The sequence below is a fragment of the Ekhidna sp. genome (assembly GCF_965247405.1).
In the GTDB taxonomy this organism is placed as follows: domain Bacteria; phylum Bacteroidota; class Bacteroidia; order Cytophagales; family Cyclobacteriaceae; genus Ekhidna.
Genome location: NZ_OZ252014.1, coordinates 1,875,957 through 1,890,611 on the forward strand (window position 1 = coordinate 1,875,957; position 14,655 = coordinate 1,890,611).

The 14,655-nt window shown below is 41.6% G+C and carries 10 protein-coding genes; 7 read left to right on the top strand and 3 right to left on the bottom strand.

Features of this window, described 5'->3' with window-relative positions:
• Positions 1 to 5: 5 nt before the first annotated feature.
• On the bottom strand, positions 6 to 1,043 hold the full coding sequence (locus ACP14Y_RS08400) for a hypothetical protein (protein WP_424962512.1): 1,038 nt from the start codon (positions 1,041 to 1,043) through the stop codon (positions 6 to 8).
• 30 nt (positions 1,044 to 1,073) lie between these two features.
• Here ACP14Y_RS08400 and ACP14Y_RS08405 point away from each other — a divergent pair, with 30 nt between their 5' ends.
• Positions 1,074 to 1,523 carry a nuclear transport factor 2 family protein gene (locus tag ACP14Y_RS08405; protein WP_424962513.1) on the top strand — a complete coding sequence of 150 codons (450 nt, stop codon included), beginning with the start codon at positions 1,074 to 1,076 and terminating at the stop codon, positions 1,521 to 1,523.
• Positions 1,524 to 1,525: 2 nt separating this feature from the next.
• Here the strand turns inward: ACP14Y_RS08405 and ACP14Y_RS08410 are convergent, their stop codons facing one another.
• Positions 1,526 to 2,311 (bottom strand): DUF6503 family protein, encoded by a 786-nt coding sequence (locus ACP14Y_RS08410; RefSeq protein WP_424962514.1) that lies wholly within the window; start codon positions 2,309 to 2,311, stop codon positions 1,526 to 1,528.
• Positions 2,312 to 2,630: 319 nt separating this feature from the next.
• On the opposite strand from ACP14Y_RS08410, the gene ACP14Y_RS08415 reads away from it, so the two are divergent.
• The 3 genes from ACP14Y_RS08415 to ACP14Y_RS08425 are packed head-to-tail and all read left to right on the top strand — an operon-like array spanning position 2,631 to position 8,456.
• Complete coding sequence (locus ACP14Y_RS08415; protein ID WP_424962515.1) at positions 2,631 to 3,053, top strand: PadR family transcriptional regulator; 423 nt, start codon at positions 2,631 to 2,633, stop codon at positions 3,051 to 3,053.
• 19 nt (positions 3,054 to 3,072) lie between these two features.
• Entirely contained in the window at positions 3,073 to 5,688 is a 2,616-nt protein-coding gene (locus tag ACP14Y_RS08420) for an ABC transporter permease (RefSeq protein ID WP_424962516.1), read from the top strand.
• A 50-nt stretch (positions 5,689 to 5,738) separates the two neighbouring features.
• On the top strand, positions 5,739 to 8,456 hold the full coding sequence (locus tag ACP14Y_RS08425; RefSeq protein WP_424962517.1) for an ABC transporter permease: 2,718 nt from the start codon (positions 5,739 to 5,741) through the stop codon (positions 8,454 to 8,456).
• Positions 8,457 to 8,519: 63 nt separating this feature from the next.
• Here ACP14Y_RS08425 and ACP14Y_RS08430 read toward each other — a convergent pair whose 3' ends face one another.
• Positions 8,520 to 8,990 carry a hypothetical protein gene (locus ACP14Y_RS08430; protein ID WP_424962518.1) on the bottom strand — a complete coding sequence of 157 codons (471 nt, stop codon included), beginning with the start codon at positions 8,988 to 8,990 and terminating at the stop codon, positions 8,520 to 8,522.
• 92 nt (positions 8,991 to 9,082) lie between these two features.
• Here ACP14Y_RS08430 and ACP14Y_RS08435 point away from each other — a divergent pair, with 92 nt between their 5' ends.
• The 3 genes from ACP14Y_RS08435 to ACP14Y_RS08445 are packed head-to-tail and all read left to right on the top strand — an operon-like array spanning position 9,083 to position 14,653.
• Positions 9,083 to 9,415, top strand: coding sequence for a PadR family transcriptional regulator (locus ACP14Y_RS08435; RefSeq protein ID WP_424962519.1), 333 nt, complete (start codon positions 9,083 to 9,085; stop codon positions 9,413 to 9,415).
• The gene (locus ACP14Y_RS08440; protein WP_424962520.1) at positions 9,412 to 11,997 is read left to right on the top strand and encodes an ABC transporter permease; all 2,586 of its coding nucleotides are present in this window, start codon (positions 9,412 to 9,414) and stop codon (positions 11,995 to 11,997) included. Before ACP14Y_RS08435 ends, ACP14Y_RS08440 begins: the two co-directional genes overlap by 4 nt.
• Positions 11,990 to 14,653, top strand: a complete 2,664-nt coding sequence (locus ACP14Y_RS08445) for an FtsX-like permease family protein (RefSeq protein ID WP_424962521.1) — start codon at positions 11,990 to 11,992, stop codon at positions 14,651 to 14,653. Before ACP14Y_RS08440 ends, ACP14Y_RS08445 begins: the two co-directional genes overlap by 8 nt.
• The last annotated feature ends 2 nt before the right edge of the window (positions 14,654 to 14,655 follow it).

The following is a 14,655-nucleotide window of genomic DNA, read 5'->3' on the forward strand; positions in this document are numbered from 1 at the left end:
GCTGTCTATTTTTTTCCTTTTTTCTTTTCCCAGGTCTTTAGATCCAGAAGGAGTAGACCTCTACCCTTTCCTGCCGGGTCTTCTGCATGTGCATGCTGAAATACCATAAATCTTCCATCATCACTTACTACGGGGTTTGATGCTTTATATTCCGGATTTTCATTGAAAAAAGTAACTCGCTCCATCTCTCCCGACTCGTCCAGTTTTAGCTTGTAAATATCCAGTGTCAGGAATTCTTTCATGCCTTTGTATTTCGGGCGGTGGCGATTACTCTCTACGAGTATACTCAAGCCGTCCGGAAACGTCCCTTCTGCCTCATCATAGGTGCTCTCACTTTTTGAATAGTTGACGAATTCCTTTTTTTCCATATCATAGCCAAAAACTTCTGCCTGAAAACCAAACTGGCCACCGAAGGCATAAAAAATTAATTCGTTTTCATTTCCAGGTCTGAAATTTTGTGTTTCCATGTCCCATCCCTTTGCAGGAGATGGCAAGTCTCCGGAAGTAAACAAAGGCCTCCAGTTTTTCAGTTTTGGTTTGCCATTGTCATATTCTATTTCACCCTTGTATATCGTTGACCCCAGCGCCCAGGCAATGTTCATTTTTTTCCGAGATACTGCAGGCCCTTCTTTGCAGTGTACACCCAGTGGTGTTGGTGGTGATTTCAAATCTTTCTTCAATACCCACAACTCCGTATTTCTGGCATCTCTGCTTTTCCATGGATCGTTGGCATCAAAATTTTTCGCCCCGGACAATAGAATATCACCATTGGATAAGTACAAAGCTCTCACAAACCCTTCATGGAAAAAATGGTGAGTCATTGGACGTATGGTTCCAGTAGTCACTTCTACCTCGTACACATCTCCAAACGTTTTCTCTATAAACAACACCCGCTCCCCGTCATGGGACCAGTCAGCGCGCTGACCGAAATAGGTGAGGGGAGTGATATAATCAGGGAGATCATCTAAAGGAGAATTTTCCTGAGAAAATAAAAGGTTGTTTTGAGCAACAAAAAGTACAAAGACGAGGTATAAATGCTTCATGATATAAAGGTGATAATCCTCAAAGATAAAATGAATAAACTCCTCGCAATTTGTTTGATCCTACTCGCTACTAGTTGTACCACGCAAAATGTTCCTTCTGAGAAGGGTCTGGTGGCAGCCATCAATGAATTTAACCAGGTATATGAATCCGGTGCTGCAGATAAGCTTGCCAGCATGATTACGGATAACTATGTACATACAAACGCTGCGTGGAAATCATTCGGTAAAGAAACCTGGCTGGGGTATATGAAGAAAAGAAGTAATCAAATCAATAATGGAACGCTGGTTATCGAATCCTATGAAATGGATGAGCTATGGATTGAAATGCACGATGATGCAGCTATTGTGACCGCACGCATTTCATCCTCTGGAATAGAGGATGGAGTTCGATTTGATAAAAAATTCAGGGTTTCCAATTTATGGATTTATGATGGAAGCCGCTGGCTTAGAGCGGCTTTCCATGATACAATTATTGAATAGTGTTAGCCTTTCCCTACGTTCAGGGGAGCTATTTGTGCGTTTTCAGGCATCACAAACAAACTGTCCGCTGGTGATTCTTCTGTGACCTGAATATTTTCAAAGCGTACTTCATTGCTCATTTCTCCAACAGAATCGCCTTTATACTGATGCCATTGAATGGCAGTTGGCAAAAGCAATCCATTGAATTCCGACCACTGATCGTATCTGATTAGTTTGTACGTATCACTTGGCTCTCCGCTTCGGTATGTCACTGTGTACATGAGCCATTCCATTTTGTTCGTCTCAGGATCAAACCATAAAATGTAATTGTCATCGGGAGCATCACCTACGTTTTCACCATAAGAAATCTTGATCCCGTTGTAGGTTTTGCCTTTCAGCTCCCTGGGTTCCACATCTTCATAAAACGCTCCTGGATCTCCAACCACGAATGGCATGGCATAGAAATAGAAAAATAGGTTATGGTAGAACCGAGCCCGAGAAGCATCCACAGTGTCTGGTGTGACCCACACATCCGTTCCACCGAATCCGATCGTTTGATCAGGTGATTCCACTCTTATTTTTCTATTCTGAAGATTGGTGATCGTATATTCTTCTCCTTTGGTGTAGGAAAGGTATTTCATTTTGGACCATTGCTCATGGCTACCGTGAGCGTCTAGTACTTTGGTCAACGATTCGGAATGGTGTTTCGGGGCTTCATAGGCCTTAGCTTCCTCTTCAGTATCTTGATTTTGTTTGTTCGGCTGGCATGCAATGAGCACTACCAATGATAGAATGGTGAGATATTTCATAAAAATTTTTCTTCAAATGTAGCAGATAAAAAAGGTGTCTGTAGATCAGGAAAACTATTTTCCACTGAAAAGTAAGGCAGACTACATTAAAAATGTATGCCGATAGTGAAACATAATAACTACAATTAAGGTATAAGTCTAATTATTAATACTACATTTAAGGTAAAAATGTAAAACTAATGTATGGAAAAGATTGAACATTACCTTCAGATTACCCCAACCCTAAAGGGAGTTGATGTCCTTCCCTTCAGGGAATTAAAGGGTTTGCTTGAAGGTCAATCTCTAAGAGAATCTTTTCCTTCTTATAAACTTTAAAATCATGGGAAAACATCAACTCGGAGAATTTGAAGAAGTGGTGATGCTGACAGTCGCAATCCTTATGGATGAAGCCTACGGGTTTGCCATCATCGAAGAGATGGAAAAGCGTCTAAACCGAAAAGTGAGTATTGGTGCACTTCAGACTGTCCTTCGTCGATTAGAGAAAAAAGGATATCTGTCTTCAGAAATGGGGGAAGCAACAGCAGTACGCGGTGGCAAACGAAAACGATTCTTTCATTTGACCTCAACAGGCAAAAATATTCTTCAGGAAACGAAAGAACAGCGCCTTGGCCTATGGAATGCGGTTCCTGAATTTGTGGTGAAGTTTCAGCAGTTTTTCACCCCGGCCCTAACGGGAGGAACTGCTATTGGTACAGGCGGAAGCCCCCTTCAGGGGGTTGGGGGCAAAAACAACCATCTATAGGATGCATAAAACTCCTCCAATGTGGGCTCTCCGCTTCTTCCGCTGGTTCTGCCATCCGAACTATTTGGAAGACATAGAAGGCGACCTATTGGAGCGTTTTGAAAAAAGGACTATTGAAAAAAAGGCAGCCCGATGGCTGTTCACATTGGATGTACTTAGGCTTTTCCGACCTGGAATAATTAAGCCGATTAAAAGCAGTCAAAAATTTAACAACTACGACATGATCTCTAACTACTACAAAGTGAGTATGCGAAACATACTCCGCAACAAGACTTTCTCTTTTCTCAACATCTCCGGACTAAGTGTAGGGATTGCAAGTTGTATTTTGATTCTCATTTATGTGAACAATGAGCTGTCATACGATACTTACAACAGTAATTACGAGAACACTTATCGGGTCATTCATAATTATGGGTCTGATGATGAAGAACCTGAGGATTGGGATTCACTACCAACGACTGAATACCAAGTATGGGGAAATGCACCTGTGGCACCTGCCATGCAGCAATTTTTCCCTGAAGTGGACAAGGTATTCCGGTTTACAAGTGACTCCCCGTGGCTTTTTTCCTACAATGGTATTTCCAATTCAGAGTCAGACGTTCTTTTTGCTGACTCCACTGCATTTGACGTTTTCGACTGGAAAATAATTGCAGGAAACCCCAAGACCGCACTAGAAAGACCAAATACAGTAGTCCTGACGAAGAGATTAGCCAAGAAATACTTTGGAAATGAAAATCCCATTGGCAAGTCAATTATCATGGATAATCAAGATCCTTATGAAGTAACTGGTGTTGTGGAAGTACCCACTAATTCCCATTTTACTTTCAATGCACTGATCTCCATGAGTACCTTTCGAAATTCACGTCCACAAATTTTCGATTCATGGGGCTATGTAGATTTTTACACCTACTTCACGTTAAAGCCGGGGACCAGTATTGAGCAATTACGAGAAAAGACTGCTGACTTTCTTGACAAGAATTTCACTAGCGACTTTTTCTATCACATCAAATTTGAGCCACTTTCAGACGCATACTTGCACTCGGATGCCGGGCGCCAACCAGGCGCTGCAGGAAGTATGAGCAATATTTACATTTTCACTTCAGTTGCCATTTTTATTTTGTTGATCGCTTGCATCAACTTTATGAACCTTTCTACAGCTCGCTCGGTAGAACGGGCGAAAGAGGTAGCTATCAGAAAAACGATCGGTTCACAGCGCAGAACGTTGATCTATCAATTTCTGATTGAGGCCATTCTGGTTACTTTCATCGCTTCCATCATGGCTGTTATATTGGTGTTCTTTGGTCATTCCCTGCTTGAGATGATATCTGGCAAAACCTTACCAATTGATTGGCTATTCAGCGTTCAAAATGTTTTCATTGCTATTGGGACAATACTATTCATTGGAATAGTTGCGGGTAGCTATCCTGCATTCGTTCTATCCACTTTCAAACCAATCAGTGTTCTGAAGGGATCGTTCAAAACATCTTCCAAAGGTATCTGGCTAAGAAAGTCTTTGGTCATTCTTCAATTTGCTTTATCCATCATCCTGCTGGCCGGAGCGGCTGTGGTTTCCTCTCAGCTGGATTTTCTACAGAGATATGACTTAGGCTTTAATTCAGAACAAGTACTGGTAATCGATTTTGGATATGATTCTGAGGTACAACGTAAGCGTGAATATCTAAAACAGCAGTTTTTGAAACATCCGGATGTGGAGATGGTCTCCGTATCGAGAGCTACACCGGGAGACTTTTTCCCTAATGCTGGTACCGGAGTGGCTGATCCTATCTCAGGTGAGATCACTTATAAAAGCCCGGCTATCTATGAGGTGGATGAAGATTTTATTCCTACTTATCAGATGACCATGGTGGCCGGAAGAAACTTTTCCGATGATTTTCCTCTGGATTCGGCTAATGCATTGATCCTGAATGAATCTGCCGCAAAACTTTTCGGATATCCTGATCCACATGACATCATTGGACAAGCATTTGAGCAGTGGGGCAGAGAGGGTAAAGTCATTGGAGTAGTTGAGGACTTTAACTATGTCTCGTTGCATGAAGATGTAGAGCCCCTTTCCATTCGATTCGGAACGCAATTCAACGTTTCGGTTGTCTCGGTCAAACTTAACAGTCAAAATTATTCCAAAACATTGTCGGAGCTTGAATCCATCTGGACGAAAGTAGTTCCTCACAGACCTTTTGACACACGTTTTGCTGATCAGAATTTTGATGCACAATACGAATCAGACGAACGCTTCGGAATGATCTTTTCCGTTTTCTCGACATTGGCAATCTTTGTTGCATGTCTGGGGTTATTTGGTTTGACGATATACAGCACTGCACAGCGAAACAAAGAAATTGGTGTGCGTAAGGTGCTTGGCGCATCAACCGGACGGATAATCGCATTACTATCCAAAGATTTTATCAGGCTCTACATTATAGCACTCATCATTTCCATTCCATTGTCCTGGTATGCGATGAACAGCTGGTTAGATGGATTCGCCTATCGCATATCTCTGGGCTTTGATGTTTTTGCTGTCTCTGCAGTCATTACCCTAATTGTTGCATTTATAACCATGAGTTTCAAAACCGTCAATGCGGCACTTTCCAATCCGGTAGAATCATTAAGAGATGAATAAATTGAAACCCTGACAGGTTTTTGAAACCTGTCAGGATTAAAAGACAAAAAATGAAGCAACCTCCCAAATATCCCATCCGCTTCTTCAGATGGTTCTGCCATCCGGACTATGTGGAAGATATAGAAGGCGACCTATTGGAGCGATTTGAAAAAAGGACTAATGAAAAAAAGGCAGCAAGGCGGCTGTTCGCACTTGATGTACTTAGGCTGTTTCGTCCAGGTATCATCAAAAATTTTGAAGGAACAACAAAACTCAACAATTACGGCATGTTTAAATCGATGATTAAAATGGCATGGAGAAATGCTATCAGACAAAAACAATTTACTGTTCTTAATCTTTTAGGACTAACGATCGGTATCAGCACCTGCATTATGATTGGCCTATACATCCATGATGAAATGACATTTGATGCGTTTCATGAAAAAGGAGATCGGATCTATCGGGTAAACCAACCCTATATCTGGGGCGACTGGAATAAAATGATGGCCAGCACGGGTCCAAATGTGGCCACAGCTTTACGGGAGGATGCTCCTGAATTTGAGACCATAACGCGAATATTGTCTCTTGGATCTCTAACTGCTATTGCTTCGGATGGCAATCGCTCCAATGCCTTCAAAGAAGATCGCATTTATGCCGCAGAGGAGAATTTTTTTGAGGTGTTCTCATTTGGATTTAAGGCAGGAAGTCCTAAATCAGCATTAAAAGACCCGCAAAATATCTTAATAACCGAAAAAACCATGAAAAGGTATTTCGGAGAAGAGGCCAACCCAGAAGAAACGATCGGAAAAAGTATTGAGGTCAAACAATATGATAACTCCTGGAAAACCTTCTCAATTAATGGGATTTTGGCAGATGTCCTAGCTCGTTCTCATATTCAATTTGATATGTTGGTTTCGTTAAAGAGCGAATCCGATATGATGCAAGCCCACGGATGGAAATGGATTTGGACCGCCTTTAACACTTATGGATTGGTTAAAGAAGGCACCAATGTAGCTGCCCTGGAAAAGGACATTCAGGCCATTCCACCAAAATGGGCTCCTCCAACAACTGAACGTATCTTCAACCAGACGTTCGAGGAATTTACAGATGGAAATCCCTGGAAGCTTCAGCTGCAGCCACTGAGTGAAGTATACATTGCCGGATCACCCAGCGGACATGCTTTTGGACCAACCGGCAATCCTCTTTTTATCAAAATATTTGGGGCCATTGGATTGTTAGTTCTTGCTCTCTCAGCGATCAATTTTATGAACCTATCTACAGCACGCGCCACCAACCGATCAAAAGAAGTGGGTGTTAGGAAAGTACTGGGATCTGAGAGAAAAACTATCGTTAAACAGTTCATCTTAGAGTCTGTACTCTTTGTATTGATTGGAACCATGCTTGCTTTGATTGTGGTAAACCTTACACTCAATCCTTTCAACCACCTGGCGGACAAAGAAATCGATTTGAGCATCTATTTGTCTAATCCAATATTCTATCTGACAATTGGTGCATTTATTCTTGTGTTGGGATTAATGGCCGGCAGCTATCCAGCGCTGTATCTTTCGTCTTTTCGGCCTATCGAATCACTGAAAGGAAAAATCAAAACCGGTTTTAAGGGAAGAAACATTCGAAATGGGCTTGTAGTCTTTCAGTTCACCATATCTATTGCACTAATCATAACCACTTTCTTTGTGCAGAAGCAACTTACCTATGCCTCGAATGTGGACATTGGATTTGCTAAAGAAAACATCTTGCAGCTCCATAATGTGGAAGAGCTTGGGTTTGAAACGGAGGCGCTAAAAAACAGACTTTTGTCTAACTCTAAATTCGCGAAGGTTGGCAAATCTTTTGGTGTTCCTCCTTTTGTGCATTCCGGTGATCGCTACAAGGCAGCTGGTCAGGAAACTCGTGTTGTGCAACTAAATAACCTTCGTATTGACGAAGATTACCTGGAGGTTCTCGGGCTTAACTTCCTAGCAGGAAGGAACTTTGATTCTAATCGAGAAAGCGACAAATACAAAGTAATTCTGAATAAAGAAGCAGTGATAACGCTGGGATGGAGACTCGAAGAAACAGTGGGCAAATCGGTAGCACTGGCATCCGGTGGAGAAGAAGAACATGAAGTGATTGGGGTGGTGGAAGACTTCAATTTCAACAGTGTGAAGCAGGAAATAGCTCCCCTGATTTTAATTCATCACTACAATGATATTGTCTGGGATTATGGAGCAGGAAGATCTTTTTACTCTATGAGACTCAATTCAGAAGCAATTAATACTACAAACGACTTGAACCAACTTCTAATCTCATTGGAAGAAGAAATGAAACAAGTAGATCCGACCGTACCTTTTGAGTACAGCTTCATGGATCAGGAGTTTGAAGCCACGTTCCGCTCTGAGCGCAAAATGGCTACTATACTCAATGTCTTTACAATCATGGCTATGATTATCGCCTGTCTTGGGTTGTTTGGATTGGCTGCATTTTCAGCAGAACAACGAACCAAAGAACTTGGTATTAGAAAAGTCTTAGGAGCGAGTATATCAGAACTGGCAATTACTTTCTCAAAAGAGTTTACCTGGTTAGTATTTTTAGCCATCTTATTAGCATGTCCAATCGCATGGTATTTTGTGAGCAAATGGCTGCAAGGATTTGCATACAGTACGCCAATTGAGATTTGGGTATTTATTGCAGCAACAGTAGCAGCAATGCTGATAGCTATCGTGACAATTAGTTTTCAGTCGTTACGATCAGCAAATAGAAATCCGGTGGAGACGCTAAAAGATGAGTAAACATGAACCCTGACAGGTTTCAAAAACCTGTCAGGGTTTGTAAGAAAACTGTAGAGCAAGCCTTTAGAGCTTCTCTAATTCATAGCGATAATCTGCCTGCAAATCCTCGTGCAAAGAAGTAAGAGCCTTTTCAATGCGCTTGATTTCTCTGTAGTAGAGGTTATTTATGGTATTGTGTCTGTGAATGGCAATTCCTGAATCTCTGATACTCCGACAGAAGTGCAGTCGCACCTCCACTTCCGTTTGCTTTTGTCCGGAATAGCGGAGCGACTTATTGATGGATCGAACAATTTTCTGAAGGCCTTTCTTCACATAATAGAGGTGAGACATATTGATCTCTTCCATCATGTCATCGATATCCTCTTTCAGCAGTTTGATATAGCTCTGTTCATCTCCTGCCTCGAACAACAAATAAGTAAGTAATTCTTTGTTGTCTTTTTTGAAGCGTACGAGTCGCAAGCAGATGTCGAGCACCTCCTGAGGATTTCGTTGCTTCAATTCTCTCTTAATATCTGCTAAGGAAGCTGCTTTCATAGATTTCTGTAAAGTTAACTGGTTGCAATAAATATTTCTTTTACAACTTAAATAGAAATCATCCGTATATTTGTTTTACAAATTCAATAAAAATGGGTAGAACAAATTTTCTGGGTGAGTTTGAAGAGCTCATCCTTACCATGGTTTTAATCCTCGAAGAAGATGCTTATGGCAACACAGTGGTCAAGGCAATCAAGGAGTATCAGGGACGTGATGTAAATCTCAGCTCCGTGCATATCACCCTTTACCGGCTGGAAGAAAAGGGCTTCCTGGAATCGTATATGGGAGGTGCAACCAAAGAACGTGGTGGGCGAAAGAAGCGCTATTTCAAAATCACCAATGCGGGCAAAATGCTTCTTCAGGAAATGAAGGACGCCAGGACTAATCTTTGGAAACTCACACCACAACTGAATTTCTCTGCATGAGCACTCCTCGGCCACCGAAGTTATTTGTGCACTTTTTCAAGTGGTACTGCAGACCTGAATTGCAGGAACAAATTCTAGGTGACCTGGAAGAGCAGTTTGAAGAGGACAGCAAAACATTAGGACTAAGAAAAGCCAGAAGACGATTCGCGTGGACCGTTCTACGCTTCTTCAGGCGCTCAATAATTCATCCGGTCTATGACCGGCAAAAACTCAATCATTTAGGCATGTTAAAACACTACTTACTTATTTCCATACGCGGATTTAAAAGATATAAAACAGTCTTTGGAATCAATCTGGTTGGCCTTGTCTCCAGTCTAACCTGTGTGCTGTTCAGTGTGCTTTGGATCAATGATGAACTCCAAAAAGATCGATTTCATGATGACGCTGATAAGTTGTTCCAGGTATATTCCAGGTTCAATAATGTGAATGGAATCACTGTATCCAGAGGTGTTACTGGACTACTGGAGCCGGAAATTGAAGCACAAATTCCACAAGCAATCAAATCTGCTGTATCAACAGACGTGCATGAGTACACCTTAAGTGTTGGAAATAGAGGATTTAAAGTGAATGGCCGTTTTGCTGATGCAGATTACTTGAAAATTCTCGATTATCCTCTTTGGAAAGGTGAGGCGAAGGAGCTGGAAGATCCATCCATGATTTTTATTACCAGGTCTCTGGCCAAAAGAATGTTCGGCAAAGAGGATGTCGTAGGAGAGTCATTGAACTGGCATTTCTGGTCAACAGAAAAGACTTTTCGTGTAGCTGGAATTCTGGAAGACGTCACGCCAGCCACATCCGAACCATTTGAATTTATCCTCCCATGGGCATTTTACCATGATGAACTCATAAACTTTCAGGCCTGGGGCAATTTCTATGGAAGAGTACTTGTAAAGCTTGATGACCCATCTCAAAAAGGCATTGTAGAAGAAAAAATAAACGAAATATTCCAAGCTAATAATCCCAATGAGAATGTAGGACTCTTTCTAACCGGGTATGCCGATAGGTACCTATACAGCAAGTATGAAAATGGTATGCGTGCCGGAGGACGAATCGATTATGTTAATCTAACCATCATAGTTGCAGTGTTTATTCTACTCATCGCCTGCATCAATTTCATCAACTTATCCACTGCATTTGCGTCTCACAAGACCAAAGAAATAGGTGTGAAGAAATCTTTTGGTGCCACTAGGAGAAGCCTGGCTTTTCAGTTTTTCTTCGAATCCATTCTGCTTTCCACCATGGCTATCCTGATGGCAATTTTGCTTGTTTACTTATTGCTGGAGCCCTTCAATCAACTGACAGGAAAGCAGCTTTCATTGATTACCGAAATTCGTATGATCGGTAGTTTCTTTTTATTCATTCCTGTAGTTGGTACCATAGCCGGGCTATACCCTGCGATTCACATCTCCAGACTTGAAGTTATTTCAGCACTCAAATCCAGATTTTCACCAAGTCAAAACCACAAGGCATGGGGCCGTCAATCTTTGGTTGTGATCCAATTCACCCTTTCCATTCTGCTGATCGTGGGCACATTGATCGTGAGCAAGCAAATGGATTATGCTCTCAACAAAAACCTCGGATACGATCGGGACAACTTGTTGTACTTCCTGAGAGAAGGAGATTTGTTTGAAAGTGATGAGGCCTTTGTGGCAGAACTTGAAAATATCCCCGGTGTGGTGCAAGCATCCAGAAGTGGTTTCTCCGTGAGTCCAGATATGCAGAATCGAACTGGAGGACTGGATTGGGAAGGAAAAGGCGAAGATCAACAGGTAAATGTCTGGGAGAATAACGGAGATGAAAACTCGGTTGACATTCTCGGAATGAAATTGATAGCCGGAAGAACTTTTAAAGCCGAATACAACGAGGAAAACAGCATCATCTTCAATGAAACAGCTATTCGTATGATGGGTTTGCAAGATCCCATTGGCAAGACTGTCGAACACTACACCGGCAAGAAGCGAATCATTGGTGTGGTTAAAGATTTTACCACTGAGTCGCTACACAATCCACAGGAACCGGCCATGTTTTTTTACCGACCAGAACGAGCGCACTATTTCATGCTAAGAATTGAAGAAGGCATGGAACTCCAGACAATTGAAAAAGTAGAGGGCTTGTATAATGCCTTTAATCCCGGCTATCCATTTGAACCTAGATTTGTGGATCAAGACTACCAGGCGATGTACGAATCCGAAATGAGGGTAGCGCAACTTTCGAAACTCTTTTCAGGGCTCGCTATCCTGATCTCGTGTCTTGGTTTATTTGGGCTAACCATTTTCCAGGTTCAGCGAAAAGTCAAAGAAATCGGTATTCGAAAGGTGCTTGGCTGTACCAGTTTAAATCTGGCACTTTCCATGACCTACAGCTTTACCAAGGCAGTCTTCCTCGCAATCATCATAGCCGTTCCGCTCAGTTACTACCTTGGACTAAGGTGGCTGGAAACGTATGCCGATAGTGTATCACTATCCTGGTGGACATTTGCAATAGCAGCCTTAGCATCCGTTCTAATTTCGTGGCTGACTGTAGGATCACAAACCTTGAAAGCAGCCAATGTTAATCCAGTAGAGTCATTGAAAGATGAGTAGGCCTTCTCCTCCCAAATTCTTCCTTTACTTCTTCAAGTGGTACTGCAAGCCTCAATTGCAGGAACAAATTCTAGGTGATCTGGAAGAACAATTTGAAGAGGACAGCAAAACATTAGGACTAAGAAAAGCCAGAAGACGATTCGCGTGGACTGTTCTACGCTTCTTTAGGCGCTCAATAATTAATCCGGTCTATGACCAGCAAAAACTCAACTATTACGGTATGTTAAAAAATTATTTCAAAACCTCAATTAGGTTCATCAAGCGCGAGAAAGTCTATGCATTGATGAACATATTTGGACTTGCTATGGGCATTGCCTGCGCCTTAGTCATTTACAAAATTCTTGATCATGAGCTTAGCTACAATAAGCATCATGAAAACTATCATCAATTATATCGGGTCATTAATGAGGATCATACGACCTCAGGAATAAAAACCTATCGGGCGCAAACGCATCCTCTGGCCGATGCTCTGCGAAGCGATTTTCCTGGTATCAATGCGGCTATGACGTTTTATGATCAGGATGGACTAATTGGTATCCCCACTAGCCAGGATAATATTCAGAGATTTCAGGAAAGGAAAGGAATTGTTTTTGTAGAGCCTCAATTTCTAGAACTATTCACTCTACAGTTCATTGCCGGTGATAAGCAAACGGCTTTAAATGAACCGGGCAAAGTAATTATCAATGAATCAAAAGCATTGAAATATTTTGGTCTTTCACATCCACAGGTTCATGAAGCTATTGGGAGACCAATCATTCTAGAAAATGAGAAAACCGTATATGTTTCTGCTGTCATTAAAGATGAGCCAAACACTTCTGACTTTCCATTTGAAGTGCTATTTCACTATCAGGATCAGGATGCGGCAAACCGATGGTTCTATGAAGGAAAGGACTGGGAAGAATACAACAGTGCCACCAACTGCTACTTGCTATTGAAAGAAGGTACTCCATCAGTGTTTGAAGCCGAGCTGGTGCCATTCGCTAAAAAATACTTGCCTGAGTATGCAGCAAAAAACAGGACGTATCGGTTGCAGCCTTTATCAGACCTTCACCATAGCGAAGAAATTCGAAGAACATATGCCGGAGTGACCGCCACCTTCGATGAGTTAATGATTCTAGGTCTTGTAGGTTTGTTTCTTATTATCACTGCTTGTATCAATTTTATCAACCTCTCCACTGCCCAAGCAGTGAAAAGATCCAAAGAAGTAGGTGTGAGGAAGACCATGGGAAGTAGTAAAAAACAATTGGTTGTCCAGTTCCTATGTGAAACGTTTTTAATCACACTTTTTGCAACCATCCTTGGTGCACTAATAGCCACAGTATTAATTGATCAGGTTGCTCAAATTCTTTCTTATGAAATGAGTATGAATTTGTTAGATGGAAAATTGATCTATTTCCTTCTTGCGACACTCATTGGAGTAACATTTTTAGCGGGCCTATACCCTTCTGTGATTCTTGCTCGCATGAATCCAATCCTGGCAATCAAAAACAATTTGAATGTCAAGCAAGCCTCCGGATTTCTTTCTTTTCGCCGAGTTTTGGTTGTATTACAATTTGCGATCTCTCAGATATTAATCATTGGAGTTCTGATTCTAAATGCCCAAATGAATTTTTTCAAATCAAAAGATATTGGATTTAATGATGATTCAATCATCGTGGTGGAGCTTCCGGAGAATGATTCAACTAAACTAAGTGTGCTTAAAAATGAGTTGCTTAAATCTCCTGCCATCCAAGGTGTTAGTTATAGTACCTCAGGCCCAATGTCTGGCTGGAGATCCACAAACCCAATATTTCATCCCAGCATAGAAGGAGAGGATGTGTGGGGCAATCTGAAGAATGTGGATGAGAATTTCTTTGATCTTTATGAATTAGATTTCATAGCAGGTGAGCCATTTAAGCGTAATGGTCCAAAAAATCTAACCGTGGTTAACCGCCAGTTAACAGAAGTGCTGGGTTTCCAAAGCCCACAAGATGCACTTGGTGAACAAGTAAAATATGGTCGCGGGTCAATTGAGTTGACAATTGTTGGTGTAGTGGAAGACTTTCATGCTGCTTCACTTCATCAGGATATTGAGAATGTATTCCTTGCCAATCTCTCCTGGAACATATTCCAGGCTGGCATCAAGCTACATCCCTCTCAGCAAAATCTATCTGAATTAAAGACCACACTAAACCATATTGAAGCCAGCTGGGAGACCAGCTTCCCCGAACACGTCTTTGATTTTCAGTTTTATGACGATCATCTGGCCTCTTTCTATCAACTAGAGCAAAGTGTTTCGAAAGTGATGCGATTATTTGTTGTGATCGCCATCATCATTGGAGCATTAGGGCTTTATGCGTTAGTGGCTTTCATGGCAAATCAAAAAGTCAAAGAAATCGGAATTCGAAAAGTGATGGGGGCAACCAGTCTTGCAATCTGGAATATTTTCTCTAAAGAATTATCCCGATTATTGATGATTGCTATTCTTATTTCCGGACCAATTGCCTACTACATCATGCGTGCATTCCTTGATACCTACGCATACAGAATCCCTCTAGGTGTTGAATTTTTTATTGCAGCAATACTGGCAAGTATTATCATTGCTCTGCTCACAGTAGGATATAAATCATGGAAAGTGGCTAAAGCGAATCCTGTAGAATCCTTAAGAGACGAATAGGT

Bases quoted from the DNA above. Each gene is read 5' to 3' on its own strand.
- ACP14Y_RS08400 (WP_424962512.1), bottom strand. From the start codon at position 1,043: ATGAAGCATTTATACCTCGTCTTTGTACTTTTTGTTGCTCAAAACAAC.
- ACP14Y_RS08405 (WP_424962513.1), top strand. From the start codon at position 1,074: ATGAATAAACTCCTCGCAATTTGTTTGATCCTACTCGCTACTAGTTGT.
- ACP14Y_RS08410 (WP_424962514.1), bottom strand. From the start codon at position 2,311: ATGAAATATCTCACCATTCTATCATTGGTAGTGCTCATTGCATGCCAG.
- ACP14Y_RS08415 (WP_424962515.1), top strand. From the start codon at position 2,631: ATGGGAAAACATCAACTCGGAGAATTTGAAGAAGTGGTGATGCTGACA.
- ACP14Y_RS08420 (WP_424962516.1), top strand. From the start codon at position 3,073: ATGTGGGCTCTCCGCTTCTTCCGCTGGTTCTGCCATCCGAACTATTTG.
- ACP14Y_RS08425 (WP_424962517.1), top strand. From the start codon at position 5,739: ATGAAGCAACCTCCCAAATATCCCATCCGCTTCTTCAGATGGTTCTGC.
- ACP14Y_RS08430 (WP_424962518.1), bottom strand. From the start codon at position 8,990: ATGAAAGCAGCTTCCTTAGCAGATATTAAGAGAGAATTGAAGCAACGA.
- ACP14Y_RS08435 (WP_424962519.1), top strand. From the start codon at position 9,083: ATGGGTAGAACAAATTTTCTGGGTGAGTTTGAAGAGCTCATCCTTACC.
- ACP14Y_RS08440 (WP_424962520.1), top strand. From the start codon at position 9,412: ATGAGCACTCCTCGGCCACCGAAGTTATTTGTGCACTTTTTCAAGTGG.
- ACP14Y_RS08445 (WP_424962521.1), top strand. From the start codon at position 11,990: ATGAGTAGGCCTTCTCCTCCCAAATTCTTCCTTTACTTCTTCAAGTGG.